The sequence below is a fragment of the Pseudobacillus sp. FSL P4-0506 genome, assembly GCF_038003025.1.
Taxonomy (GTDB): domain Bacteria; phylum Bacillota; class Bacilli; order Bacillales; family Domibacillaceae; genus Pseudobacillus.
Map to the genome: position 1 here is coordinate 1,918,727 of NZ_JBBOOI010000001.1, position 26,697 is coordinate 1,945,423.

General features: G+C 42.3%; 29 protein-coding genes. All 29 read left to right on the forward strand.

The window, feature by feature from the left end; genetic code table 11:
* The first annotated feature begins 81 nt into the window (after nucleotides 1-81).
* The 29 genes from dnaJ to MKZ02_RS09545 all read left to right on the forward strand — a co-directional run bounded on the left by dnaJ (nucleotide 82) and on the right by MKZ02_RS09545 (nucleotide 26,646).
* On the forward strand, nucleotides 82-1,194 hold the full coding sequence (dnaJ, locus tag MKZ02_RS09405; protein WP_120033155.1) for a molecular chaperone DnaJ: 1,113 nt from the start codon (nucleotides 82-84) through the stop codon (nucleotides 1,192-1,194).
* Nucleotides 1,195-1,216: 22 nt separating this feature from the next.
* Nucleotides 1,217-2,158, forward strand: a complete 942-nt coding sequence (gene prmA / locus MKZ02_RS09410) for a 50S ribosomal protein L11 methyltransferase (RefSeq protein WP_120033152.1) — start codon at nucleotides 1,217-1,219, stop codon at nucleotides 2,156-2,158.
* Nucleotides 2,159-2,245: 87 nt separating this feature from the next.
* Nucleotides 2,246-2,998 carry a 16S rRNA (uracil(1498)-N(3))-methyltransferase gene (locus MKZ02_RS09415; RefSeq protein ID WP_120033149.1) on the forward strand — a complete coding sequence of 251 codons (753 nt, stop codon included), beginning with the start codon at nucleotides 2,246-2,248 and terminating at the stop codon, nucleotides 2,996-2,998.
* A gap of 5 nt (nucleotides 2,999-3,003) precedes the next feature.
* A complete protein-coding gene (mtaB, locus tag MKZ02_RS09420; RefSeq protein WP_120033146.1) occupies nucleotides 3,004-4,350 on the forward strand; it encodes a tRNA (N(6)-L-threonylcarbamoyladenosine(37)-C(2))-methylthiotransferase MtaB in 1,347 nt (448 codons plus the stop codon).
* 176 nt (nucleotides 4,351-4,526) lie between these two features.
* Nucleotides 4,527-5,210 carry a deoxyribose-phosphate aldolase gene (deoC, locus tag MKZ02_RS09425; RefSeq protein WP_120033143.1) on the forward strand — a complete coding sequence of 228 codons (684 nt, stop codon included), beginning with the start codon at nucleotides 4,527-4,529 and terminating at the stop codon, nucleotides 5,208-5,210.
* 134 nt (nucleotides 5,211-5,344) lie between these two features.
* Nucleotides 5,345-5,518, forward strand: coding sequence for a 30S ribosomal protein S21 (gene rpsU / locus MKZ02_RS09430; protein WP_041097322.1), 174 nt, complete (start codon nucleotides 5,345-5,347; stop codon nucleotides 5,516-5,518).
* Between the two features lie 19 nt (nucleotides 5,519-5,537).
* A complete protein-coding gene (locus MKZ02_RS09435) occupies nucleotides 5,538-5,984 on the forward strand; it encodes a GatB/YqeY domain-containing protein (RefSeq protein WP_340853247.1) in 447 nt (148 codons plus the stop codon).
* Nucleotides 5,985-6,280: 296 nt separating this feature from the next.
* Nucleotides 6,281-7,600, forward strand: a complete 1,320-nt coding sequence (locus MKZ02_RS09440) for an NfeD family protein (RefSeq protein ID WP_340853249.1) — start codon at nucleotides 6,281-6,283, stop codon at nucleotides 7,598-7,600.
* A gap of 15 nt (nucleotides 7,601-7,615) precedes the next feature.
* Nucleotides 7,616-8,614, forward strand: a complete 999-nt coding sequence (floA, locus tag MKZ02_RS09445; RefSeq protein ID WP_120033137.1) for a flotillin-like protein FloA — start codon at nucleotides 7,616-7,618, stop codon at nucleotides 8,612-8,614.
* A 25-nt stretch (nucleotides 8,615-8,639) separates the two neighbouring features.
* A complete protein-coding gene (locus tag MKZ02_RS09450; RefSeq protein ID WP_340853251.1) occupies nucleotides 8,640-9,026 on the forward strand; it encodes a hypothetical protein in 387 nt (128 codons plus the stop codon).
* A 59-nt stretch (nucleotides 9,027-9,085) separates the two neighbouring features.
* Nucleotides 9,086-9,370, forward strand: coding sequence for a sporulation protein YqfC (yqfC, locus tag MKZ02_RS09455; protein WP_120033131.1), 285 nt, complete (start codon nucleotides 9,086-9,088; stop codon nucleotides 9,368-9,370).
* 12 nt (nucleotides 9,371-9,382) lie between these two features.
* On the forward strand, nucleotides 9,383-10,624 hold the full coding sequence (gene yqfD, locus MKZ02_RS09460) for a sporulation protein YqfD (RefSeq protein WP_340853255.1): 1,242 nt from the start codon (nucleotides 9,383-9,385) through the stop codon (nucleotides 10,622-10,624).
* Nucleotides 10,575-11,537 (forward strand): PhoH family protein, encoded by a 963-nt coding sequence (locus MKZ02_RS09465; protein ID WP_120033125.1) that lies wholly within the window; start codon nucleotides 10,575-10,577, stop codon nucleotides 11,535-11,537. Before yqfD ends, MKZ02_RS09465 begins: the two co-directional genes overlap by 50 nt.
* A gap of 165 nt (nucleotides 11,538-11,702) precedes the next feature.
* A complete protein-coding gene (ybeY, locus tag MKZ02_RS09470; RefSeq protein ID WP_120033122.1) occupies nucleotides 11,703-12,176 on the forward strand; it encodes an rRNA maturation RNase YbeY in 474 nt (157 codons plus the stop codon).
* Entirely contained in the window at nucleotides 12,154-12,543 is a 390-nt protein-coding gene (locus tag MKZ02_RS09475; protein ID WP_120033119.1) for a diacylglycerol kinase family protein, read from the forward strand. Before ybeY ends, MKZ02_RS09475 begins: the two co-directional genes overlap by 23 nt.
* 88 nt (nucleotides 12,544-12,631) lie before the next feature.
* Nucleotides 12,632-13,030 (forward strand): cytidine deaminase, encoded by a 399-nt coding sequence (locus tag MKZ02_RS09480; RefSeq protein ID WP_120033116.1) that lies wholly within the window; start codon nucleotides 12,632-12,634, stop codon nucleotides 13,028-13,030.
* The gene (gene era / locus MKZ02_RS09485; protein WP_120033113.1) at nucleotides 13,023-13,943 is read left to right on the forward strand and encodes a GTPase Era; all 921 of its coding nucleotides are present in this window, start codon (nucleotides 13,023-13,025) and stop codon (nucleotides 13,941-13,943) included. Before MKZ02_RS09480 ends, era begins: the two co-directional genes overlap by 8 nt.
* Before the next feature lie 110 nt (nucleotides 13,944-14,053).
* A complete protein-coding gene (locus tag MKZ02_RS09490) occupies nucleotides 14,054-14,209 on the forward strand; it encodes a YqzL family protein (RefSeq protein ID WP_120033110.1) in 156 nt (51 codons plus the stop codon).
* Nucleotides 14,210-14,233: 24 nt separating this feature from the next.
* Nucleotides 14,234-15,007, forward strand: a complete 774-nt coding sequence (recO, locus tag MKZ02_RS09495) for a DNA repair protein RecO (RefSeq protein ID WP_120033107.1) — start codon at nucleotides 14,234-14,236, stop codon at nucleotides 15,005-15,007.
* A gap of 335 nt (nucleotides 15,008-15,342) precedes the next feature.
* Complete coding sequence (gene glyQ, locus MKZ02_RS09500; protein ID WP_120033104.1) at nucleotides 15,343-16,233, forward strand: glycine--tRNA ligase subunit alpha; 891 nt, start codon at nucleotides 15,343-15,345, stop codon at nucleotides 16,231-16,233.
* On the forward strand, nucleotides 16,226-18,298 hold the full coding sequence (gene glyS, locus MKZ02_RS09505; RefSeq protein WP_340853263.1) for a glycine--tRNA ligase subunit beta: 2,073 nt from the start codon (nucleotides 16,226-16,228) through the stop codon (nucleotides 18,296-18,298). The genes glyQ and glyS overlap by 8 nt, the downstream gene beginning before the upstream one ends.
* Nucleotides 18,299-18,518: 220 nt before the next feature.
* On the forward strand, nucleotides 18,519-19,154 hold the full coding sequence (locus MKZ02_RS09510; RefSeq protein ID WP_340853265.1) for a helix-turn-helix transcriptional regulator: 636 nt from the start codon (nucleotides 18,519-18,521) through the stop codon (nucleotides 19,152-19,154).
* 30 nt (nucleotides 19,155-19,184) lie between these two features.
* Nucleotides 19,185-19,991 (forward strand): pyruvate, water dikinase regulatory protein, encoded by an 807-nt coding sequence (locus MKZ02_RS09515; RefSeq protein ID WP_406909577.1) that lies wholly within the window; start codon nucleotides 19,185-19,187, stop codon nucleotides 19,989-19,991.
* A 522-nt stretch (nucleotides 19,992-20,513) separates the two neighbouring features.
* Nucleotides 20,514-22,325, forward strand: coding sequence for a DNA primase (dnaG, locus tag MKZ02_RS09520; protein WP_340853268.1), 1,812 nt, complete (start codon nucleotides 20,514-20,516; stop codon nucleotides 22,323-22,325).
* Between the two features lie 43 nt (nucleotides 22,326-22,368).
* Nucleotides 22,369-23,490 (forward strand): RNA polymerase sigma factor RpoD, encoded by a 1,122-nt coding sequence (gene rpoD / locus MKZ02_RS09525; RefSeq protein WP_120033087.1) that lies wholly within the window; start codon nucleotides 22,369-22,371, stop codon nucleotides 23,488-23,490.
* A 162-nt stretch (nucleotides 23,491-23,652) separates the two neighbouring features.
* Nucleotides 23,653-24,186, forward strand: coding sequence for a hypothetical protein (locus tag MKZ02_RS09530; protein ID WP_340853272.1), 534 nt, complete (start codon nucleotides 23,653-23,655; stop codon nucleotides 24,184-24,186).
* 166 nt (nucleotides 24,187-24,352) lie between these two features.
* A complete protein-coding gene (gene cccA / locus MKZ02_RS09535) occupies nucleotides 24,353-24,724 on the forward strand; it encodes a cytochrome c550 (protein ID WP_120033076.1) in 372 nt (123 codons plus the stop codon).
* A 97-nt stretch (nucleotides 24,725-24,821) separates the two neighbouring features.
* On the forward strand, nucleotides 24,822-25,550 hold the full coding sequence (locus tag MKZ02_RS09540; protein WP_340853276.1) for a tRNA (adenine(22)-N(1))-methyltransferase: 729 nt from the start codon (nucleotides 24,822-24,824) through the stop codon (nucleotides 25,548-25,550).
* The gene (locus MKZ02_RS09545) at nucleotides 25,528-26,646 is read left to right on the forward strand and encodes a Nif3-like dinuclear metal center hexameric protein (RefSeq protein ID WP_340853278.1); all 1,119 of its coding nucleotides are present in this window, start codon (nucleotides 25,528-25,530) and stop codon (nucleotides 26,644-26,646) included. Before MKZ02_RS09540 ends, MKZ02_RS09545 begins: the two co-directional genes overlap by 23 nt.
* Nucleotides 26,647-26,697: the final 51 nt, after the last annotated feature.

A 26,697-nucleotide genomic window follows, 5' to 3' on the forward strand; every position in this document is an offset into this window, starting at 1 on the left:
TCAATGAATAATATTCACTATTGCTAAGCAATTATGTTAAAATAGCCTTTATGTGAAATGAATCGGGGAGTGGGCAATGATATGAGTAAACGAGATTATTATGAAGTGCTCGGCGTTGAAAAAGGCGCCTCAAAAGATGAAATAAAAAAAGCATACCGAAAGCTCTCTAAAAAATACCATCCGGATATTAACAAAGAAGCCGGCTCAGATGAAAAGTTCAAAGAAATAAAAGAAGCTTATGAAATATTAAGTGATGAACAAAAGAGAGCACAGTATGATCAGTTCGGCCATACAGATCCTAATCAGGGCTTTGGCGGACAGGATTTTGGCGGCTTCGGCGGCTTTGAAGATATTTTTAGTACATTCTTTGGCGGCGGTCGCAGAAGAGATCCAAATGCTCCGCGTCAGGGAGCTGATTTGCAATATACGATGACCATCAGTTTTGAAGAAGCGGTGTTTGGCAAAGAAACAGACATACAAATTCCAAAAGAAGAAACGTGCGACACTTGTAAGGGCACAGGTGCCAAACCAGGAACAACCCCTGAAACATGTAACCATTGCCATGGGACAGGAGAGCTGAATGTCGAGCAGAACACACCGTTCGGCCGCATTGTCAATCGCCGTGCGTGTCCTTATTGTCATGGCACAGGCAATATTATTAAAGAAAAATGCTCCACTTGCGGCGGTGATGGCGTAGTTACAAAGAATAAGAAGATCCATATTAAAATCCCGGCAGGCATCGATGATGGCCAGCAGCTTCGTGTAGCAGGCCAGGGAGAACCAGGGGTTAATGGTGGTCCGGCGGGCGACTTATTTATCGTTTTCCGTGTGCTCCCTCATGAATTGTTTGAACGGGAGGGGGATGACATTTACTGTGAGATCCCGATTACTTTTGTTCAATCCGCGCTTGGTGATGAAATTGAGGTGCCAACCATCCACGGCAAGGTTAAACTGAAGGTGCCAGCTGGCACGCAAACGGATACGAAATTCCGTCTGCGTGGAAAAGGGGTGCCGAATGTGCGTGGGTATGGCACGGGAGATCAACATATTCGAGTGAAAGTCATCACGCCAACAAAGCTCAGTGAAAAGCAGAAGCATTTGCTGCGTGAATTTGCTGAAGTAAGCGGAGAAGTGCTGGATGAACAGGAAAAGAGCTTTTTTGATAAAGTAAAACGTGCGTTAAAGCGCGACTAAATGAGAATGGAGCTGGCAAGACGTGAAGTGGTCTGAGATTAGTATTCAAACAACAAATGAAGCCGTGGAACCAATTTCAAACATTTTGCATGAAGCAGGTGCAAGCGGAGTTGTGATTGAAGATCCAGTTGAACTGATAAGGGAAAGGGAAGATCAGTTCGGTGAAATTTATGAGCTCAATCCTCATGATTACCCGGAAGAAGGCGTAGTTATTGTTAAAGCTTATTTGCCTGTCAACAGCTTTCTCTCTGAAACAGCGGAAGAAATAAAAGAATCCATTAAAAACTTGGCTAGTTATGACATTGATATTGGCCGCAATGAAGTAAAGATTACGGAAGTTTATGAAGAAGACTGGGCTACAGCCTGGAAACAATATTATAATCCGGTTAAAATCTCTGAAAAATTTACAATTGTGCCCACATGGGAGCAATATGAACGAGTCAGTACGGATGAGTTAATCATTGAACTTGATCCCGGCATGGCGTTCGGTACAGGTACACATCCGACAACTGTTATGTGTCTACAAGCATTGGAGCGTTATGTTAAAGCTGGAGATTATGTTGTAGATGTGGGCACTGGCTCAGGCGTGCTTAGTATTGGAGCCGCCCTGCTCCAGGCAAAGAGAGTTACGGCTCTTGATCTTGACGAAGTTGCTGTAGAAGCAGCAAAGGAAAACATTCAATTGAATCAAGTGGACGACATAGTAACCGTATTGAAAAACAACTTGCTTGACGGCATCGATGAACAGGCGGATGTCATTGTAGCGAACATACTTGCTGAAGTCATTCTTTCTTTTACGGGAGATGTAGCTAAAAAGGTAAAGCCGGGCGGCTACTTTATTTCGTCAGGAATTATCGGGCAAAAGAAAGAGCAGGTAAAAGAAGCTGTGCAAGCAGCTGGGTTTGATGTCGAAGAAACACTTTTGATGGAAGATTGGGTAGCCATTATTGCTAAAAAGAAATAGAAAATGGCATAAAACATATAGGCAAATTTGACCGGTCGGCCGTTTGGCCACGGCCTGAACGATATTTTTGCAGACGGGGTGACAACTGTGCAGCGATATTTTTTAAATGATAAGCCAGGAAATGATAAAAGAGTAACGATTGAGGGGGAAGACTTCTATCATTTAGCGCGCGTAATGCGTGCCAAGGAAGGAGACTGTGTATCTGTCGTTTTTCCGGATGGGGAGTCAGCGGTGGTGGAGCTTGAAGAACTTTCCACTGACCGTGCCCTTGCTTTTGTCGTAAAATGGCTGCATGATGAGAAAGAGCTGCCGGTTGCTATCACGATTGCGAGCGGCCTGCCGAAAGGGGATAAACTGGAACTCGTCATTCAAAAGGGAACCGAGCTTGGGGCAAGCAGGTTTGTCCCTTTTCATGCGGATCGCTCCATCGTTAAGTGGGATGAGAAAAAGGCAGCCAAAAAGACAGAACGCTGGGCAAAAATTGCCAAAGAAGCGGCTGAACAATCTCAGCGGAACCGCGTGCCGGAAGTAAATGTGCCGGTGGATTTTCAACAGTTAATTCGAATCGGACAAGAGTATTCGTTTAAATTATATGCATTTGAAGAAGAAAGCAAAAAAGGAGAGAAGACGGCGTTCCATCACCTGTTGAGCAACATGCAACAGGGGGATGAACTGCTAATTGTCTTTGGACCAGAAGGCGGAATATCAGAGCAAGAGGCAGAAGAGCTAAAGAGCAACGGATTTATCCCTTGTGGACTCGGCCCTCGTATTTTACGGACCGAAACAGCGCCTCTTTACGCCTTGTCTGCTATCTCCTACCATTTTGAACTAATGAGGTGATGACCATGCCTACAGTGGCATTCCAAACACTTGGATGTAAAGTAAATCATTATGAGACCGAAGCCATCTGGCAGCTGTTTAAGAGCCAGGGCTATGACCGTGTAGAATTTGAATCAACTTCTGATGTGTACGTCATTAATACGTGCACAGTAACTAATACAGGCGATAAAAAAAGCCGACAAGTCATCCGGCGTGCTGTCCGCAAAAATCCCGATGCAGTTATTTGTGTAACTGGCTGTTATGCCCAAACTTCTCCGGCGGAAATTATGGCTATTCCCGGAGTAGATATAGTCGTTGGGACGCAAGACCGCGTAAAGATGCTCGAGTACATTGAACAATATAAGAAAGAACGCCAGCCTATTAATGGTGTCGGCAATATTATGAAAAACCGAGTATATGAAGAACTCGATGTTCCGGCTTTCACAGATCGTACGCGCGCTTCTTTGAAAATCCAAGAAGGTTGCAACAATTTCTGTACATTTTGCATCATTCCATGGGCGCGTGGCTTAATGCGTTCCCGAGACCCGGAAGAGGTCATTCGCCAAGCTCAACAACTTGTGGATGCCGGCTACAAGGAAATCGTACTCACTGGTATTCATACTGGTGGTTATGGTTCGGATATGAAAGATTACAATTTAGCTATGCTGCTGACGGATTTAGAGGAGAAGGTAAAAGGCTTAAAGCGTATCCGCATTTCTTCGATTGAAGCGAGCCAGCTTACTGACGAAGTCATCGAAGTGATTGACCGCTCTAAAATTGTCGTTAGACATTTGCATGTACCGCTTCAATCCGGCTCAAATACAGTTTTAAAAAGAATGCGTCGTAAATACACGATGGAATTTTTCGCTGATCGCTTAAACCGTCTTAAAAAAGCTCTTCCTGGATTGGCTGTTACTTCAGATGTCATTGTCGGTTTTCCAGGTGAAACAGAAGAAGAGTTTATGGAAACATATAATTTTATTAAAGAGCACCAATTTTCCGAGCTTCATGTTTTCCCATACTCCAAGCGTACAGGTACGCCAGCAGCTCGCATGGATGATCAAATCGATGAAGAGGTCAAGAACGAACGTGTTCACCGTCTGATCGAGCTTTCTGACCAGCTCGCAAAAGAGTACGCTTCCCGTTTTGAAGGGGAAGTGCTGGAAGTCATCCCTGAAGAACCATTTAAAGAAGACGGAGCAGCAGAAGGATTGTACACAGGGTATACAGACAACTATTTAAAAGTTGTTTTTCCTGCAACAGAGGAAATGGTTGGTCAAATTGTGAAAGTGAAAATTACAAAAGCAGGTTATCCATTTAATGAAGGACAATTTGTTCGTGTGATGGATGAAGAGCTAGAGCCGACCGTTTAATATAAAATCAAAGCCTTTCATACAAATTATGTATGAAAGGCTTTTAATTTTCTTGAAAAAGGGTATGTTAAAAGGAAAATAAATAGAAAGCTATTAAAGAAACTCGCCATTTTGCTCATTCGATGGTACGATAGAAGAAGAGGTACGTACAACTTGTTGAAAAGGAGATTAGTCACTTGATAACAGATCAATTTGGGGATATAGCAAAAGCGATTGACCATACTTTACTAAAAGCAGAAACAACGAAAGAAGAAGTGAAGAAGCTTTGTGAAGAAGCAAGGGCTTATGAATTTGCGTCTGTGTGCATCAACCCTGTCTGGGTAGCGTATGCGGCCGAGCAGCTCAAAGATACGAAAGTTAAAGTATGTACAGTTATTGGGTTTCCACTAGGAGCTACAACAACAACCGTAAAAGCGTTTGAAACGAAAGAAGCCATCGAAAATGGAGCAACGGAAGTGGACATGGTTATCAACATCGGCGCGTTAAAAGCGGGAGATGACGAGACGGTTTTAAAAGACATCCAAGCGATTACTGCTGCTGCGCGGGGAAAGGCTTTAACTAAAGTCATCATTGAAACGAGTTTGTTAACAGACGAGGAAAAAGAACGGGCTTGCCGTCTGTCTGTTGAGGCGGGAGCTGACTATGTGAAAACATCTACCGGTTTTTCTACAGGCGGAGCAACAGAAGAAGATGTCCGTCTCATGAGAAAAACAGTCGGTCCAGACGTTGGTGTAAAAGCTTCTGGAGGGGTGCGTAGTCAAGAAGATGCTGTTAACATGATTAAGGCAGGAGCCACAAGAATTGGGGCCAGTTCAGGTGTAAAAATTATTCAAGGATTAAAGGGAAATTCAGACTATTAAATTCCGAATAAACATATCGGTGGTTGAAAAGGAATTTCTTGACCGACATACTGGCTTGTATTATAATTATTTGGTACATGGAATTTCCGTTACGGAACATGTAATCGTAAGTGTTCGGAGGGAGGGAAAGAGATATGTCAAAAACAGTTGTTCGTAAAAACGAATCGCTTGAAGACGCTCTACGTCGGTTCAAACGTGCTGTTTCCAAAACTGGAACTTTACAAGAAGCAAGAAAACGTGAATTTTATGAAAAACCAAGCGTAAAGCGTAAAAAGAAATCAGAAGCGGCTAGAAAACGTAAGTTCTAATGAGAGAGAGGGTATTACTTTGAGTCTTCTCGAGCGTTTAAACGATGACATCAAGCAAGCGATGAAAAACAAAGAAAAAGAAAAATTAACTGTGATCCGCATGTTAAAAGCTTCCTTGCAGAATGAAGCTTTTAAAGCAGGGAATGAAGGATTAACAGAAGATCAAGAGTTGGCAGTTCTTTCTCGTGAAGTGAAACAGCGCAAAGACTCCCTCCATGAATTTGAAAAGGCGGGGCGTGCTGACCTCGTTTCAAAAATTCAAACTGAACTGACTTACGTGAACTCATATATGCCAAAACAGCTTTCAGATGAAGAGCTAGAAGCAATTGTTCAGGAAACAATCGCTGAAGTAAATGCTTCCTCTAAAGCAGATATCGGCAAAGTAATGGGCGCTTTAATGCCGAAGATAAAAGGCCGGGCTGATGGCGGTCTCGTCAACAAGCTCGTTCAGCAAAAACTTTCATAAAAAAAGATGACAGGATTCTTCCTGTCATCTTTTTTTGTCGTTATTTATAGCAGATAGTAATCTACTTAAAACAGATGGTGAGTTTGTCTTTTGCCTCCTCACACGCCTTCTGCTTTTTCCCTTGCTCAGCTACAGCGTCTAGCTTGCACAGCGGTTTCGGTCTCTCAAGGCCGCCTCCTTGTCGATCCCTCCAACCTCCTATCGGGCTAATCAGGCTGCTTCCGCTTTTCTTGTTATATTTTTGAAACTTTTCCTTTACACTATACGTATAGAAGAAAAAGGAATCCTTGAGGGGGGTGAGTTTGATAAGAAAGTGGTCTGCTTTATTGTTTGGCTTGTTGCTCTTTTTTACAGGACTGAGCTTTCCGGTTTTTTCGCAGAATAAGGAGAAGCCTGTATATGTGGTACCTGTTCATCATGAAGTAGAAAAAGGGCTGTATGCCTTTATGAAGCGTTCGTTTCAAGAGGCGGAGGAAAATGGAGCTCAATTAATTGTTCTTGATATTCACACACCGGGCGGGGCGGTGGATGCAGCCGGGGAAATTGGCAAGCTTTTAGATGAGACAGATACGCGAACCGTCGCTTTTATTAACGACCGAGCATTATCGGCAGGAGCTTTTATCTCTCTGCATACGGACGCGATTTACATGGTGCCTAATGCTCAAATGGGGGCAGCTGCCGTCATTGATGAGCAGGGCAATATGGCTGATAAGAAAGCACAAAGCTACTGGCGCTCTGCTATGAAAAGTGCTGCACAAACGAACGGTCTTGATCCTAAATATGCAATTGCTATGGCAGATCCGGATATAGATTTGCCGCAATATGGTGCTGAAAAAGGCAAACTATTAACCTTTTCATCAAAGGAGGCACTGGAAACTGGCTACTCCAAAGCGACTGTCAGTCAATTGAAGGAAGTTTTGCAGCATGAAAAGGCAGTGGAAGCTCCGGTAGTGGAAGTAAAAGAAAGCTGGGCGGAAAAGGTAGCCCGCTTTGTGACGAATCCCATCATCGTTCCTATTTTACTAACACTAGCCAGCTTAGGTCTGGTTCTTGAGTTATATTCACCTGGCTTTGGCTTGCCGGGTTCCATCGGTCTTGCTTCTTTGTTGTTATTCTTCTACGGCCACCTGGTTGCTGGCCTTGCAGGATACGAGTCTCTGCTTTTATTTATTATTGGAGCGCTTCTCGTTATAGCTGAGCTTTTTCTTCCGGGCGGGATTGCTGGCATATTGGGGATATCTGCAGTAGCTGCAAGTATTTTGCTTGCTGGGGATAATGTAAAATGGATGGGACTGTCTCTGGTGATTGCTATGGTCATCTCTATAACGGTTATGATTTTAATGGTAAAGGTGTTTGGTAAAAAGATGAAATTTTTCAAAAAAATCATTTTAACGGATTCTACGAGCACGGAAAGCGGATATGTATCAAATGTGAACCGGTCAGAGCTTCTTGGCAAAACCGGTGTTACAAAAACGCCTTTTCGGCCAGCAGGTACAGTTATTATCAATAATGAGAGAATAGATGCTGTTAGCGAGGGCGGCTTCATTGAAGCAGAAAAAGAAGTAACCGTAGTAAAAGTGGAAGGAGCACGAATTGTCGTGCGGGAAACTGAATAATAAGGGGGCAGAATAATGGATCTTAGCTTTGCATTTATTATTGCAGCAGTTATCATTGGCATTATCATTTTATCGGTGTTTTTTACATTTGTTCCTGTTATGCTGTGGATTTCAGCCTTAGCAGCGGGAGTAAGAGTTAGTATTTTTACACTCGTGGGGATGAGGCTTCGCCGGGTTATCCCAAGTCGTGTGGTCAATCCAATGATTAAAGCGTCAAAAGCAGGACTCAATGTTACAACGAATCAATTGGAAAGTCATTACTTAGCTGGAGGAAATGTTGACCGAGTAGTAAATGCCTTAATCGCTGCACAGCGGGCCAACATTGAATTGTCTTTTGAAAGATGTGCGGCAATCGATCTCGCGGGCCGTGATGTACTTGAAGCTGTACAGATGAGTGTTAACCCAAAGGTAATTGAAACACCGTTTATCGCCGGTGTGGCAATGGATGGGATTGAAGTAAAGGCGAAAGCACGTATTACGGTTCGGGCTAATATTGAGCGGCTCGTTGGGGGAGCTGGAGAGGAGACAGTCGTGGCCCGTGTCGGAGAGGGGATTGTATCGACGATCGGATCCAGTGACAACCATAAAAAAGTTCTTGAGAACCCGGATATGATTTCTCAAACAGTTTTAAGCAAAGGGTTGGATGCGGGAACGGCGTTTGAGATTTTGTCCATTGATATTGCCGATGTAGATATCGGTAAAAATATCGGAGCTGAGCTGCAGAGAGAGCAAGCGGAAGCAGATAAGAATATTGCTCAAGCAAAGGCAGAAGAACGCCGTGCGATGGCTGTGGCGAACGAGCAGGAAATGAAAGCCCGGGTACAGGAAATGAGAGCTAAGGTAGTAGAGGCCGAGGCGGATGTGCCACTAGCTATGGCCGAAGCCCTGCGAACAGGCAATATTGGTGTGATGGATTATATGAACTACAAAAACATTGATGCAGATACAGGCATGAGAGGATCAATCGGCAAAATGGCCGGCGGTAACAAAGATGGAAAAGATCAAGGTCAGTAAAGCCTGTTTTTAAAGGAGGTCCGTAATGGAATCCATTATTATAGCTATCATTATCGGAGTCATCTCGGTTGTGACTAACCGGTTAAAGGGTGAAAAAAAAGAGGAGAAAAAAACGGCAACACAACCGAAACATACAGATTCTCCTTCTGCCACCGATATTTTTACACAGGTAAAAAAGGCGAATCAGCCTCGTGAAACAAATCGTCCGGAAATAAAAGAAAAGTATGAAGAAATAAGAAACAAAACCGCCCGCAGCGAAAGAACGGACGGCCGTCTCCGCCGCTTTCAGGAGGAAAATAAAAGAGAAACAGTCTCCGCTGAACCTCACTTTGAAGCGGAAGCCGATGATTTAGTAAAAGGAATCATTTTAGCAGAGATCTTAGCTCCGCCTAAAGCGCTGAGGCGGAAATAAACTGACATGTTCCCCCTTCTCCTTTCATACATTTGAAAGGAGAGGGGGGTTCTTTTTTTATGACAAAAAAGTGGGGAGAGCAAATGAAGAGCTGGCTGACAAAATCGCTGAATCTACCCGAAGATGTCATGATGGACCTTCCCCGGATCACGATGATCGGTCAGCTTCATATCTATATTGAAAATCATAGAGGACTGCTTGCTTTCTCTGATAAAGAAGTAAGATTAATGCTGACGAAGGGGCAACTGTTAATTAAAGGACAGTCATTTACGATTAAAACTATTTTGCCGGAAGAAATATTAATTGAAGGAAAAATCGAAAAGCTCGTTTATTTGGATGGGTAAGGGGGAAAAAGCTTGAACAATCAGTGGCTTGCTTTTTTTCAAGGAATCATTTTTGTAAAGGTGCAAGGGCAAGGAGCAGAACGTTTTATTAATCGCTTAATTCGTTCCCGCGTTCCCATTTGGAATGTAAGCAGACAAAGTGAACAGGCTGTTTCATTTTCCTGTTCACTTCAGCATATTCACAAGGTGAGAAGGGCCGCACGTACATTCGAAGGGGACATATACTTTTATAGGGGAGAGGGCTTCCCTTTTTTGCTGAAAAGGCTGTGGAAAAGTTCAGGGTTTTTAATTGGAGCGATTGCCTTTCTTGTTGTTATTTTATTATTATCGAACGTTGTCTGGCGGATAGATATTCGTGGAGCCAGCCCGAAAATGGAACACCAAATCCGTAAAGAGCTGGCTGACATTGGTATTGAGAAAGGCCGGTTTATCTTTAGCATGGATGATCCAGAAACGGTCCAGCACAAACTATTGAACCGTATCGAAGGAGTAACATGGATCGGTGTAGAAGTGAAAGGCAGCACGTTTCATTTCCGGGTCGTAGAAAAAAATGCCCCCAAGGAAAAGAAGCGGAATGGCCCTCAGCATCTCGTCGCGGCAAAAGAAGCGGTTATAGTAAAGTTGTTTGTGAAAAAGGGACAGGCTGCTGTAAAAAGAGATCAGTTTGTTCATAAAGGTCAACTGCTTGTTTCTGGACTAATCGGCACAGAAGAGAAATTAAAAGAGGTAGCTGCTGATGGGGAGGTGTTTGGGGAAACCTGGTACAAAACTACAGTAGAAATGCCTATAGAAACTGAGTTTCAAGTGCTGACCGGACAGCAGGTGAAAAAGCATATGCTTCAAGTAGACACCTTTAGATTCCCTATATGGGGATTTAAAAATCATTCTTTTGCTAATCATAAGGAGGACGAGCAAGTGCACTCTGTTTCCTTCCTCGGAATGAAATTACCGGTCAGCTATGTAGAAAAAACATACTATGAAAGCAGACGAACGAGCCGTTCTTATACAGAAAAGGAAGCGGAGATTCGTGCTCGGGAAATTGCACGAAGGGATCTAGAGGCAAAACTTCCTGAGAAAGCAGAGATTCATGGTGAAAAAATTTTGCAGAGACAGTTTACGAATGGTAAAGTTAAATTATCTATACACTTCCAAGTACTAGAAAATATAGCCGTAGCCAAACCAATCACTCAAGGAGACCAAAAGAATGCCAGAAGAAAAAAACATAATGAATATCCAACTCGAGAATCCGAATGAGGCAGCAGCATTATTCGGTGTATCGGATAAAAATCTGACTATTTTAGAGGAAGAATTTGATGTATCTCTTATAACAAGAGGGGAGACGCTTCACATAGCTGGTGCAGAAGCAAACACCGCATTAGTCAGAGAAATTATCTACCGCTTGCTCCTTATTATTCGCAAAGGCATCAATATTGGAGAGCGGGATATTATGAACGCTGTGCAAATGGGGAAAAATGGGACGATTGAATACCTAGATGAATTATATGACCAGGAAATCACTAAGAATGCGAAAGGAAAACCTATTCGAATCAAAACGCTTGGCCAGCAGGAGTATGTAACAGCTATCCGTAGGCAGGATCTTGTATTCGGCATTGGCCCGGCAGGTACGGGAAAAACTTATTTGGCGGTAGTTATGGCAGTCCATGCATTAAAAACCGGGCAGGTTAAACGAATTGTACTCACAAGGCCAGCGGTAGAAGCAGGAGAAAGCCTCGGGTTTTTGCCTGGGGACTTAAAGGAAAAAGTAGACCCATATCTACGACCGCTTTATGATGCTCTCCATGACGTATTGGGTACAGAGCAAACGCAGCGGCTCATTGAGCGGGGAACAATTGAAGTAGCGCCACTTGCCTATATGCGTGGCCGAACGCTTGACGATGCATTCGTTATTTTAGATGAAGCCCAAAATACAACGAAAGCCCAAATGAAAATGTTTTTAACGCGGCTTGGCTTTGGGTCAAAAATGGTCATTACCGGCGATCGAACACAAATTGACTTGCCGAAAGGAGCACAATCAGGGCTCGTTTCAGCAGAGCAGATTTTGAATCGAGTGCCCTCTATTTCTTTCGTTCACCTGGAACAAAGCGATGTCGTTCGTCATCCGCTCGTTGCCCGTATTATCCAAGCTTATGAAGAACTTGAGAATTGACAGGCAGTCTGAGGGCTGGCTGTTTTTCTTTTCCTAGAGCCGCACATGATTTTTTCGGAGAAACCTGTTATGATTTTACGTACAAGAGAGTGATACTCACCAAAAATACAATGATCACTCTGTCCATTGGCAGATGGAATGTTAAGTAAAGAATGGAGGAAAGAGATGAGTCTGATTATAGATATGGTGGATGAAACGGAAGAGTTAAAGGCAGAGGCTTTCCAACTCGTCGAGGCATTGTTAGAATTAACAGCCGAGAAGGAAGCGGTAGCAGAAGACAGTGAGGTCTCAATAACTTTTACGAATAATCCGAGAATCCAGGAGATTAATCGTGAATACCGTGGGAAAGATACACCAACAGATGTTATTTCTTTTGCATTAGAAGAGATGGGGGAAGAGGAAATAGAAATCAGTGGAGCGGAAGGCTTGCCGCGGGTGTTAGGAGATATTGTTATTTCTGTCGAGCGGGCAAAAGAACAAGCGGTTGAATATGGGCACAGTTTTGAAAGAGAGCTGGGCTTTTTGGCAGTCCACGGGCTTCTCCATCTGCTTGGCTATGACCATATGACTGAGGAAGAAGAAAAGGTTATGTTTCAAAAGCAGAAGGAAATTTTAAATGAATACGGATTACAGCGGTAGAAAAAACTTTCAGTGGAAACGGTTCCTATCTTCTTTTCGGTTTGCGTTGAACGGCTTGCGCATTGCACTAAAAGAACCTAATTTCCGGTTCCATTTAACCGCTGCAGCAGCCGTCGTAGCCGCAGGTTTTTTTTTCGCATTGTCGCCGATAGAGTGGTTATTCATTCTAGTTATGATCTTTGGGGTGCTGACGCTTGAGGTAATCAATACAGCGATAGAGAAAACAGTTGATTTAGTAACGAAAGATTATCAGCTGCTGGCAAAACAAGCGAAAGATTTAGCTGCAGGAGCTGTTTTGCTGTTTTCCCTCCTCGCGGTGTTAGTAGGGATGATCATTTTTCTGCCAAAGGCATTGGAGTTGCTTTAGATAATTTAAACTTTTCTGAAAATTTGTTGCTAAATGGATTACAATTAAGCTATTTTATATTAAAATAGAAAGTGAAGGAGCATAAAAATTGAAACGAGAACAGTTAATTAAGGAAGCGGCAGTCGCAAGAGAGAATGCCTATGTTCCTTATTCAAAATTCAAAGTAGGAGCGGCACTTTTGACGAAGGATGGCAAAGTCTTTCGCGGATGCAATATCGAAAACGCTGCCTACAGCATGTGTAATTGCGCAGAAAGAACAGCTTTGTTTAAAGCGTGGTCAGAAGGGGAAAAAGAATTTACAGCGCTTGCGGTTATCGCTGATACGGAGCGTCCGGTGTCTCCGTGTGGTGCTTGCCGTCAGGTGATCTCCGAGCTTTGCAGTCCTGATATGAAAGTAATCTTGACAAACTTGCAGGGTGCTGTGCAGGAAACAACAGTTAGAGAATTATTGCCAGGAGCATTTTCACCGGAGGATCTACATGAATAAAAACGAAACGAATTCAACATATAAATCAGGCTTTATTTCAATCATTGGCCGTCCAAATGTAGGGAAGTCTACTTTCTTAAACAGGGTGATTGGCCAAAAAATCGCTATCATGAGTGATAAGCCGCAGACGACGAGGAACAAAGTCCAAGGTGTTTACACAAAAGAGGATGCCCAAATGATTTTTATCGATACTCCAGGCATTCATAAACCAAAGCACAAGCTTGGAGATTTCATGATGAAAGTGGCTGTTAATACGTTGAAGGAAGTTGACCTTGTGCTTTTTATGGTCAATGCCGAGGAAGGTTACGGCCGTGGTGATGAATTTATTATTGAAAAGTTAAAAGGGATTCACACACCAGTTTTTCTTGTTGTTAATAAAATTGACCGAGTGCATCCGGACCGGCTGCTGGAGTTGATTGATCAGTACAAAAGCTTGCATGCGTTTGCGGAGATCATTCCAATCTCTGCTCTCGAAGGAAATAACGTAGAGCGTCTTCTTGGTCAGATTGAGGAAAATCTTCCTGCTGGGCCGCAGTACTATCCGGCTGATCAGGTAACCGACCATCCAGAACGCTTTATTGTATCAGAGTTGATTCGGGAAAAAGTGCTGCATTTGACGAGAGAAGAAGTGCCGCATTCTATTGCGGTTGTGATTGACAAAATGGAGCGCCGCGGGGATAAAGAAATTATTAATGTCATGGCTACCATTATTGTAGAGCGAGATTCGCAAAAAGGAATCGTTATTGGCAAGCGAGGAGCCTTACTAAAGGAAATTGGCCAGCGAGCACGACAGGATATTGAACACTTACTCGGATCCCAAGTATTTTTGGAGCTGTGGGTGAAAGTACAGAAAGATTGGCGCAATAAAGCGTCTAATCTTCGCGATTTTGGATTCCGTGAGGATGAATATTAATCAGTGGATAATTAGAAATTTTTGCTCCTCATAATCAAAAGGTAATCGGTGAAGCTATTAAGGAAGCCAAGGGTAAATGCCAGTTTCAATTAAGAAAGGCGGGAAAAAGCATGTTGGATTTTACGTGGAAAGTCTTTTCTGAGACAGGAAGTGTTGAAATGTACCTTCTATATAAGGAGATTGAAAAAGGCGGCAAGTATCCCCCGTTTGAACAAGAGCAGCAATTGGCTAGTCCCGACTTCCCGGTTGCCGGAATGACGAATTGAGGAGGACGAAAGGACGGCCTTCTCATGCTTCAAAAGATTGAAGGGATCGTAATTCGAACATCCGATTATGGAGAAACCAATAAAGTAGTAACGATTTTTACACGGGAGAAAGGAAAAATTGCTTTCATGGCGCGAGGAGCTAAAAAGCCTAACAGCCGTCTTTCTGCCGTTACTCAGCCATTTACACATGGCAGTTTTTTAGTTCAGTCAGGTAGCGGACTTGGCACGCTGCAGCAAGGTGAGATGCTTTCATCCATGAGGCATATCCGTGAGGACTTGATCATGTCTGCGCATGCTGCTTACATGGCTGAACTGCTTGATAAAAGCACGGAAGAAAAGAAGCCGAATCCATATCTATATGAACTCTTTGAGCAGTGCCTTCACTATTTGAATGAGGGGTATGACGCGGAGATTTTAACGGCTATTTTCGAAATGAAAATGTTGCAAGTCATCGGCCTGCGTCCCGAGCTATCCAGCTGTGTTAATTGTGGGAGCCGGGACGGCCGATTTGCTTTTTCTATCCGAGAAAACGGTTTTCTATGCCATCGCTGCTTTAAAATCGATCCTTATTTATTGCCGTTATCACAGGCCGCTATTAAGCTTTTACGGTTATTTTATTTTTTCGATTTGAACAGGCTGGGTAATATTAATGTCAAGGAAGAGACGAAGAAAGAATTGCGAACGGCCATTTCTCTTTACTATGATGAATATTCTGGTATTTATTTAAAATCACGCAGGTTTCTTGATCAAATGGAGAGAATGCAGTCTTTTCTACATAAAGAGCAAGAAGAGGATTGACAAATTGTCTGTTTTCGATTAAGTTTTTTATATTCAATTGAAATCAATAATTAGCTGCAGTGAAGGAATAGAGTACATGGTTTCCTCTTTTACAAGCGAACCCGGGATGGTGAAAGCCGGGGAAAGAGCATCATGGAAAGGCGGTCTGGAGCAGCGCTTTGGAAAAGAGGCCGTAAGTTACGGCAAATAGGGTGGAACCGCGGGTAACTCTCGTCCCTATGTACAATTATGTGCATAGGGACGAGAGTTTTTTATTTGTCAAAGAAGCAAGCAAGCGCTTTTAGTAAGAGCGTTGAAAGCTGCTAATCACCAACTACAGAAAGAGAGGCATAGCTATGAATATTCAAGAAATGATTCTAACCTTGCAAAAACATTGGTCCGATCATGGCTGTATTTTAATGCAGGCTTATGATGTCGAAAAAGGAGCCGGTACGATGAGTCCGTATACTTTTTTACGCGCGATTGGTCCGGAACCGTGGAACGTTGCCTATGTGGAACCGAGCAGACGTCCGGCAGATGGTCGTTACGGGGAAAATCCGAATCGTCTGTATCAACATCATCAGTTCCAAGTTATTATGAAACCTTCACCGGATAACATCCAAGAAATGTATTTGGATTCTTTAAGAGCTCTTGGTATTGAGCCGCTTGATCATGATATCCGTTTTGTGGAAGATAACTGGGAAAACCCATCCCTTGGTTGTGCAGGACTCGGTTGGGAAGTATGGCTGGACGGCATGGAAATCACGCAATTTACGTATTTTCAACAAGTCGGCGGTCTGGAGTGTAAGCCGGTTTCCGTGGAGATTACATATGGGATCGAGCGGCTTGCATCTTATATTCAAGAAAAAGAAAATGTCTTCGATTTGGAGTGGACGGAAGGTTTTACTGTAAGAGATATTTTTTATCAGCCTGAATACGAGCATTCGAAATACACATTTGAAACGTCAGACGCTGATATGTTATTTAATCTATTTACTATTTATGAAAAAGAAGCAAAGCGCCAAATGGATGAAGGGTTGGTTCATCCTGCTTATGATTACGTTTTAAAATGCTCTCACGTTTTTAATGTCCTTGATGCCAAGGGAGCCATTTCAGTAACAGAGAGAACAGCTTATCTTGGACGCATGCGCAGTATGGCAAGACAAATCGCCAAAACATTCTATGAAGAGCGTGAGAAACTAGGATTCCCAATGTTAAAAAAGAAAGGAGAGGCGGAATATGAATAAGAGAGATATATTATTAGAAGTTGGCTTGGAGGAAATGCCAGCCCGCTTTGTAACTGATTCGATGAATCAGCTTGGCAGCAAAGTGGAAGAATTTCTTCAGGAGCAGAAAGTCGCCTATGAAGGCATCAAGCTTTATTCAACGCCGCGCCGCTTGGCAGTTTTAGTCGAAGGCGCAGCAGAAGCGCAAGAAGACATTGAAGAAGAAGCGAAAGGGCCGGCAAAGAAGATTGCTCTTCAAGAAGACGGTTCCTGGTCAAAGGCAGCGATGGGGTTTACGCGCGGACAGGGAGTTACCGTTGAAGATATTTATTTTAAAGAAATCAATGGCATAGAATATGTTCATGTTAATAAATTTATTAAGGGCCAACCGACGATCGATTTACTGCCAAAACTGCGCGAGATCATTTTAGGTCTTCATTTTGGGAAAAATATGCGCTGGGCTAATAATGATCTTCGATATATTCGACCGATCAAGTGGATTGTTGCTTTATTTGGCTCAGAAATTATCCCTTTTCAAATTACGAATGTATCGACTGGCCGGATAACGAAAGGACATCGTTTCTTAGGTGATTCAGTTACAATTACCATTCCAGCTGAATATGAAGAGCAACTGAGAAATCAGTTCGTTATTGCTGATCCGGCTGAACGAAAAGCGATGATTCGCCACCAGCTTTCTCAGTTAGAACAAGAAAAGTCATGGGTCATTCCAGTCGATGAAGAGTTATTGGAAGAAGTGAATAACTTAGTGGAGTATCCGACTGCTTTATCGGGTTCATTCAATGAGGATTTTCTTGAGTTGCCTGAAGAAGTGCTCATTACTTCGATGAAAGAGCATCAGCGGTACTTTCCGGTAAAAGATCAGAAGGGAACATTGCTCCCTCACTTTGTTACTGTTCGAAATGGAGACAGCCGCTCACTTGATACGGTAGCACGTGGAAACGAAAAAGTTTTAAGAGCTCGTCTCGCCGATGCTGACTTTTTCTATAAAGAAGATCAAAGCAAGGATATTGATTTCTTTTTAAGTAAACTTCAAGCGATTGTGTACCATGAAAAAATTGGCACACTGGCTGAAAAAGTAAAACGGATTCGCCGATTAGCTGCTAAGCTAAGTGAATTAACGGGAGCTTCTGAAGAAGAGCAAGAAAAAGTAGACCGTGCCGCGGAAATATGTAAATTTGATCTAGTTACGCAAATGGTTTATGAATTCCCGGAGCTGCAGGGAATTATGGGCGAAAAATATGCCGAGCAAAAAGGAGAAAATCCAGAAGTTGCCCGAGCTGTCAACGAGCATTACGAGCCGCGGCATGCCGATGATAAAGCACCGGAAACGTTCACTGGCGCCGTTGTTAGTCTAGCGGATAAATTAGATACGATCGTGTCCTGCTTTGCGGTCGATATTATTCCAACCGGTTCTCAGGACCCTTATGCCTTGAGAAGACAGGCAGCGGGGATTGTTCTGATTTTAGAGGAAAAGCATTGGAGCGTTTCTCTTGAAACGGTTCTACAAATAGCTATCAGTGTAGTGAAAGAGGATCATATTGGCGAAAAAACAGCTGACTTACTCTTGGAAGAGTTAGTTGCTTTCTTTAAGCTTCGCATTAAACATAGCCTGCAAGCAAGAGACGTCCGCTATGACTTAATTGATGCGGTACTTGTGGGGGCTGTCGGTTCTTTGCCTTCTCTTTTTGCAAAGGCAGTTGTATTAATGGCACACAAAGAAGAAGATGGCTTTAAAGAAACGGCAGAAGCGCTTAGCCGTGTGGTCAACATTGCTAAGAAGGCTGAGGAACATGGAGCGGTCGATGAACAACGTTTTGTGAACGAGGAAGAGAAAGTGTTGCATAGAGAATTTCTTCGTGTCCAGCTTGGACTGCAAGAGTCACAGACAGCTGAGCAGCAATTTGCTCTGCTTGAAAGCTTAAAGGCACCAATTGAACAATATTTTGATCACACAATGGTCATGGCAGAAGAGACAGATGTAAGAGAGAATCGCTTAAATCAAATGAGAGAGCTCTCGAATCTCATTTTGGCATTCGCTGATTTCAATAAAATCTTAGTGAAGTAAAGGCCCTGCTGTTTTCCTGCTTCAATTGATCATTCATCTATACCAGCGCAAAACACAGCAGCCGCATGAAACTTTTCTTTTCATTCGGGTTAAATAGTATATAATATTTATTATATGGTATAACACTTTTAAAAACTGAAGCACAGACGCTTGCATACTCGGTTGTAAAGATCAAAGGGGTAATTGAGCCGTTGGTGTCTGTGCTGCTATTGCGCATTAGGTGGTGAGGGAGATCGAACTTAATAATCGTCAGGAAAAAATCTTGAAAATTGTTAAAGAAAATGAGCCAATTACTGGTGAGAATATAGCTGAACGATTAAACTTAACGAGAGCAACATTGCGACCGGATTTAGCCATTCTAACAATGGCGGGTTTTTTGGATGCAAGGCCTCGTGTCGGCTATTTTTATACAGGTAAATCTGGTACTCAGCTTCTTACAGAAAATTTAATGAAAATATATGTGAAAGACTATCAGGCAGTACCTGTTGTCGTACGCGAAAATGTATCTGTGTATGATGCCATCGTTACGATGTTTTTAGAGGATGTCGGCACGCTGTTTGTAGTGGATGAAAACAGCCATTTAGCCGGTGTACTGTCGCGAAAAGATTTGCTGCGAGCAAGCATTGGCAAGCAGGAATTAAATGCTATTCCAGTCAATATTATTATGACAAGAATGCCAAATATTACTGTGTGTGAAAGAGATGACTTGCTTGTTGATGTGGCTAAGAACTTAATCGAAAGACAAATAGATGCAGTGCCGGTTGTCAAAAAATCAGCTACAGGCTATGAAGTAATCGGACGCATTACAAAAACAAATATTGCCAAAGCATTTGTCTCATTGGCAGATGACGAGTGATGCAGCTAGGAAAGGAGGTTCTATTTTTTGCTGAATGACCCAATCATCTACATCGTTTCTGATTCAGTAGGCGAGACAGCAGAGCTTGTAACGAAAGCGGCTGTCAGCCAGTTTAATGGATCGCATGCTGTAATTAAACGATTTCCCTATGTCGAGGACTTATCCACTATCGATGAAGTAATCGACTTAGCCAAGATTGAGCGAGGGATTATTGTATATACGCTCGTAAAACCGGAAATCAGAACCTATATGAAGCAGCAGGCCCAAAAAGAGAAGATTGTTATTTTTGATTTGATTGGTCCGCTGATGGATGAGCTTGAATCTTTATATGGACACCAGCCTTTAATGGAACCGGGACTTGTAAGAAAATTGGATGAAGAGTATTTCAAAAAAGTAGAAGCGATTGAATTTGCAGTGAAATACGATGACGGCCGTGATCCGCGTGGTTTATTGAAGGCGGACGTTATTTTAATCGGAGTGTCACGAACATCAAAAACACCGCTCTCTCAATATCTTGCTCATAAGCGGTTGAAAGTAGCCAATGTCCCTCTTGTGCCGGAGGTGGATCCTCCAGAGGAGCTATTTGATCTTCCATCAGATAAATGTTTTGGCTTAAAGATTAGCCCTGACAAACTAAACCAAATCCGAAAGGAACGGTTAATTTCACTTGGTTTGAATGACAGTGCAAGTTACGCTGATCTTGAGCGAATTAAAGCAGAAATTTCTTATTCTGAAAAGATCATGAATCGCATTGGTTGTGAAGTGATCGATGTAACGAATAAAGCGGTGGAAGAAACAGCTAACATTATTTTGAGCAGGCTTGGCAAACGGAAATAGACGTTATTTACTGCAGCTCCTTCTTTCTTTTACAAGCTGAAATTGAATTGAAGGGTCGCGGTTTATACGGAAATCGAGAAAAGGAGGCTTTTCATTTTTAGAAGAGCTTCTTTTTCTTTAACCTGTGAAAAATCAATGGTTTTTTTGAATGAAATGTACTATAATAAAAAATTGTGATAAAAATGTATTTAAAAAAGGTTTAACACCTAAGGTAAAGGAATAAACTAATTGTATGCCACTTGGAAGGATATTTGCCGGACGGCAGATTATTGTTCGTTTTTTTTATGTTATTTCTCATTTGAGAAGGATTCTAATCAAGATTGTAGAATTATAATGCATAGGGCAAGAGAAATATGAAGGGATTTGTCGATTCTCTCTCTTATGCCGGATTGGAAATAACTAGGCACTAACAAAGGATCAGGCTGAGTGTTGCAGGCAAAGCAGCTTAGGAAAAGCAAATAATAGAAAAAGCTGCAGGAAATTTAGTTTTTTTATCGAACAATAGTATAGCTGGTGATGTATGTGACAGGAAAAATTCCTGAGGAAACCATTCAACAAATCAAGCAGTCACTGGACATTACTGAAGTAATCGGTGATTACGTTCAGTTGAAAAAACAAGGAAGAAACTTCTTCGGACTATGTCCATTTCACGGAGAAAATTCACCGTCTTTCTCTGTATCCCCCGATAAGCAAATATATCATTGTTTCGGGTGCGGAGCTGGAGGAAATGTTTTTTCTTTTTTAATGGAAATAGAAAATATCTCTTTCCAGGAAGCAGTTAGCAAGCTGGCTGCCCGTACAGGAGTAGCACTTGATCCTGCGCTTACAGGTGATAATCGCAACCGATCCTTTTCTGAAGAGCACGATCAGATAATAAAGGCTCATGAGTTATTGGCAAAATTCTATCATCATTTGCTAATGAATACAACAGAAGGCCAGGAAGCATTAGACTATCTGGAGAAGCGAGGGTTTTCAAAGGAACAATTGGAAACATTTCAAATCGGCTGGTCGCTTCCAAATTGGGATTTCACCGTTAAATTTCTTCAAAAGCGCGGATTTACTTCTGAATGGATGGAAAAAGCAGGTCTCATTATCCGAAGAGAGGAGGATGGAACCTACTTTGATCGCTTTCGCGGTCGAATTATGTTTCCTCTTCACGATGAGAAAGGAAAAGTGGTTGCTTTTTCTGGCCGGTCTCTTCATGATGAAAAGCCCAAATATTTAAATAGCCCGGAAACGTCTATTTTTAATAAAAGCCGCCTCTTGTATAATTTTCATCGAGCACGGCCAGCTATTCGTAAGCAACATTATGCGGTTCTCTTTGAAGGATTTGCAGATGTAATTGCTGCTGCAAGCGCTGGGATAGAAACAGGAATTGCGACAATGGGGACGTCATTGACTGATGCCCATATCCAGCAGATCAGGCGAACGGCCGATCAGGTTATTATTTGCTTTGATGGTGACTCGGCGGGAATACAGGCTGCTTTCCGTGCTTCTAATTTACTAAGTGATAGTGGCTGTGATATTAAAGTCGCTCTCATTCCAGATAAAATGGATCCGGATGATTATATAAAAACACATGGCGCCGAGAAATTTCGGAATAACGTCATCGACACAGCTATGACCTTAACTGCCTTCAAAATGGAATACTACAAGCAAGGGAAGAATCTACAGGATGAAGGACAAAAGCTGCGTTATATCGAAGAAGTAGTAGCGGAAATTTCTAAATTAAAAAAAGCGGTAGAGCGCGATTATTATTTAAGACAGGTCGCCGAGCAATTCTCGCTTTCACTTGAGGCACTAAAGCAACAGGAAAAACAGCTTTTCTTTAAGGAAAGGAAGAAGCATTCTTCAAACGAGCGGACGTTTCAGCAAGCGCCAGCTTTACAAGCGTCTGTAAAGCTGTATCCTGCGTTTCAAACTGCAGAGCGGAGGCTCATTGCACATATGTTGAAAGATATAGATCTTGCTTACAAAGTAAAGGATTTGCTGAATGGCGGAACATTTAATATTGATGAGCATCAAGCTATTTTTACGTATTTACTTGGCTTTTATGAAGGAGGCAATGTACCGGATTCAAGTGCATTTATCAGTTTTCTCCCAAACGCCAATTTGCGCCGCCTCGTTTCGGATATAGAAATGATGATGGTCAGTGAAGTGATAAATGATGAAGCAGTGTACGATTATATAAAAGAAATAGCGCAATATCAAAAAGTGTTGGAAATAAAAGAAAAAAAGCAACGGCAGGTAGCAGCGGAGAAAGCAAAGGATTATCAAACAGCCGCCCAGCTTGCCATGGAAATTGTAAAGTTAAAAAAAGAATTAACTAAATAGGAAAAACACTGAGGCAAGGATTTTGGAAGGAGGGGGACGACTAATGGCTGAAAAGTCTACACGTTCCAAAGAAACTGAAGTAACATTGGAAAGAGCGAAAGAACAGATTGTTGAGATAGGCAAAAAGAGAGGCAAATTATCCTATGACTTCGTGGCTGATAAGCTGTCACCATTTGAAGTGGAGTCTGACCAGGTGGATGAATTTTACGAGTACCTTGGTGAGCAAGGAATCGATATAACAAATGATGAAGATGAGGAAGAAGATCCGAATCTTCACGAACTTGAAAAAGAAAGTGAAGAATTTGACCTTAATGACTTAAGCGTTCCGCCAGGAGTGAAAATTAACGATCCAGTCCGCATGTACTTGAAGGAAATCGGTCGTGTAGATCTTCTATCCGCTGAAGAAGAAATTGAACTGGCTACCCGGATTGAAGAGGGTGACGAAGAGGCAAAACGCCGTCTTGCTGAAGCCAACCTCCGTCTTGTAGTCAGCATAGCAAAGCGCTATGTCGGGCGCGGCATGCTCTTTCTTGACTTGATTCAGGAAGGAAACATGGGCTTAATTAAAGCTGTTGAAAAGTTCGATTACCGCAAAGGATTTAAATTCAGCACGTACGCTACCTGGTGGATTCGTCAGGCGATCACAAGAGCGATTGCTGATCAGGCAAGAACCATTCGGATTCCTGTTCATATGGTTGAAACAATTAATAAGCTAATCCGTGTTCAGAGACAACTCCTTCAGGATCTTGGCCGCGAACCGTCTCCTGAAGAAATTGCTGAAGAAATGGATTTAACTCCTGAAAAGGTACGGGAGATCCTGAAAATTGCGCAAGAACCTGTTTCTCTTGAAACACCGATTGGGGAAGAAGATGATTCCCACTTAGGCGATTTCATTGAAGACCAAGAAGCAACTTCTCCTTCTGAACATGCTGCCTACGAGTTGCTGAAAGAACAGCTTGAAGATGTTCTTGATACGTTAACAGACCGAGAAGAAAATGTGCTGCGCCTTCGATTCGGGTTAGACGACGGACGCACTCGGACACTTGAAGAAGTCGGCAAAGTGTTTGGGGTTACCCGTGAACGGATCCGACAAATTGAGGCAAAAGCTTTGCGTAAGCTTCGCCATCCAAGTCGCAGTAAACGATTAAAAGACTTTCTTGAATAATACATGTTCAGCCGCCGGGTAGAATGCGAATGCCGGCTGGAATGTTTTATTCTTGCTCCGATGGTTTACTTCTTTTAAAGAAGTAAACTTTTTTTTATTTTTCATTAAAAGCAGGTATTTAGAGAATTTTCTCGAATGTGTTATGACAGGATGTGACCATGGATGAAAGATGAAAAAAAACACATAATTATTAAGGAAATTTATTTTTGGAAAGAAAATCATATGTTGCCGGATCATTATTGCGATTATTTGTTGACACTTTATACTCAAGGAGAAGAGCTGCCCGAAAACGCTGTCAAAAAATCAAGTTCAAAGCGGCTAACCGTCATCAGTTTGCTTGCTTCTCTTTTTTTCGTATTTATTTCTTTATTTGTTCTATATTTTACTGAATTGTCTTTCCCTTTGCAAATGACGATTTTGGCAGCTTTTGTCGTTTTGTTGATCAGTCTAGCTATTTATTTTTCTAAAAAAGGTTTTTTTCTTCCGTTTTTATATGTAGCTGCAGCTGTTTTATTTTTAATTTTGACAGTCGAATGGCATGAAAAAATCTGGGGAGAGAACTCTAATACCCTTTATGGTTTGCTATTTTTACACTGTATAATTTGGTGGATAACAGGCAGGAAACTAGGCCAAATTTATTTTACGATCTCTGCATGGCTTGGCATAATATTGTTGATTGTTTTTATTTCCATATAATATAAAAAAACTTAAAAAAAAGAAAAAAGGGAAGAAAATGTGTCTAATTTACGACAAACGGGTAAAAACTTCTATGTAAGGGCTTTTCGTCTTCTTCATTTTCAAGTAGAATAGTAAGTGTTTGTACTTTCTATTTGTTATTTGTGTACATAAGGGAGGTTAAGAAATGAATCGTAATCCAATCATTCCGTTCTTATTGATTGCTGTGTTTGGCCTCGGTCTGATTTTCTTCCTTTCTTTAGAAGGTCTTGATAACTCTAAAGAAATGGCGAAAGAGGAGAAGGGTGAAGAGCAAACAGGTGATCAGACAGCGGGCGGCACTTTTGAACCAGAAGGCTTTTACAAGCAAACTTGTGCTGGTTGTCATGGCGGCAACTTTGAAGGTGGAGCCGGTCCTTCTTTGAAAGGTATTGGCGACAAATTGTCCAAAGATGAAATTAAAGAAATTATTACAAACGGTAAGGGCGCTATGCCTCCAGGCCTTGTGCAAGCTGAAAATGCTGATGCTATGGCTGACTGGGTCAGCAAAATTAAATAATGCAAGAGAAGTTCTTTGCCGGACGGCAAAGAACTTTTTTTATTAGACATTTTCATATAGAATGGAAGCGGAATATTAAAATAAAAGTGGTGACACGATGAATATTAATCAATTATCAAAACGCTTAATGGCTGTAGCCTCTCGAATACCGCAACAAGCTGTTATAGCTGATATCGGCTCTGATCATGCTTATTTACCCTGTTACGCTGTCAAAAAGGGGCTGGCTGTCAAGGCTATTGCCGGAGAAGTGGCGGACGGGCCTTTACAAGCTGCCAGACAGCAGGTGAAAGAAGCAGGGCTTGAAGAGAAAATAGCTGTGCGAAGAGGAAGCGGGCTCGAAGTCATTGCAGCTGGCGAGGTGGATTGTGTCACGATTGCCGGCATGGGAGGAACATTGATCACCTCTATTTTGGAAGAGGGAAAAGAGAAACTGCCGGGTGTGAAACGACTCATTTTACAGCCTAATCTTCGTGCCGATCATATTCGCAAGTGGTTATTAACGAACGGATGGGAATTAATCGAAGAAGAGATCATGGAAGAGGATGGAAAAATATATGAAATTTTGATCGCCGAAAAAGGGGATGCTGAAAGACCTTACAGCAGCCAAAAAGAATTGGAGTTGCTTACAGGCCCAATGCTTCTCCAGGAGAGAAGCGATGTATTTCTTAAAAAGTGGAAAAGAGAAGCAGCCCAGCTGGAGGTTGTCCTGGAAAGTTTGAAAAAAGCGGGGAATCAGAAAGCGGCTGAGGAAAAAAGAAGAAGCATACTTCAGGAGCTTCAGCTAATCAAGGAGGCAATCGATAGTGAAGAAAACGAACGGCCATGAAATTATTCAATTGTTTGAACAGTTCTCTCCAAAAAGGTATGCAATGGAAGGGGATAAAATCGGCTTGCAAGTCGGCCGCCTAAATAAACCGGTTGAACGTGTTCTTGTTGCACTAGATGTATTGGAGGAAGTAGTAGATGAGGCGATAGAAAAAGATGTGCAGCTAATTATTGCTCATCATCCGCTAATTTTTCGTCCGTTAAAATCTATTGTGACAAGTGATCCAGCTGGCAGAATCCTTGAGAAATTAATTAAGCATGATATTGCTGTTTATGCGGCCCACACAAATTTGGATGTGGCCAAAGGTGGCGTGAATGACCTTTTGGCAGAAGCTCTTGAATTAATGGACACGGAGGTACTAGTGCCGACGCTTGAAGAGAATTTAAAAAAGCTCGCTGTTTTTGTACCAAAGGATCATGCAGAGAGTATGCGTGAGGCGCTCGGTCAAGCGGGAGCTGGCTTTATCGGAGAATACAGCCATTGTTCATTTTCGACAGACGGAATGGGCCGATTCATGCCGGGGGAACAAACTAATCCATATATTGGCCAATCAGGACAGCTGGAAACAGTAGAGGAAGTAAAAGTTGAAACGATCTACCCGAAGAGCCTAGAAAAAACAGTGCTGTCTGCTATGCTAAAAGCACACCCATACGAAGAAGTAGCTTACGATATCTATTCGCTTGATAATGAGGGAGAACGACTTGGTCTGGGAAGAATCGGCAAATTAAAGGAGTCGATGACTCTGCATGAATTTGCTGAGCATGTGAAAGACAAGCTAGATGTTAAAGGGGTTCGTGTGGTCGGTCAACTAACCGATCCAGTAAGGAAAGTTGCTGTTCTTGGAGGAGATGGAAACAAATATTTCCAATCTGCCAAGTTTAAAGGGGCAGATGTATATGTCACGGGTGATTTTTATTACCACACTGCTCATGATGCTCTTGCAGCTGGTTTAAATATAGTAGACCCCGGACACAATGTAGAAAAGGTAATGAAAACGGGGACCGCCAATAAAATGACTGCGCTAGCTGCTGAGAAAAGCTTTGATGTGGAGTTCATCCCTTCTGCTATTCATACAGATCCATTTACATTTATATAAAAGCAAACAGGCTGATTCCTCCTGAAGGATCAGCCTGTTTAGTCACAACTA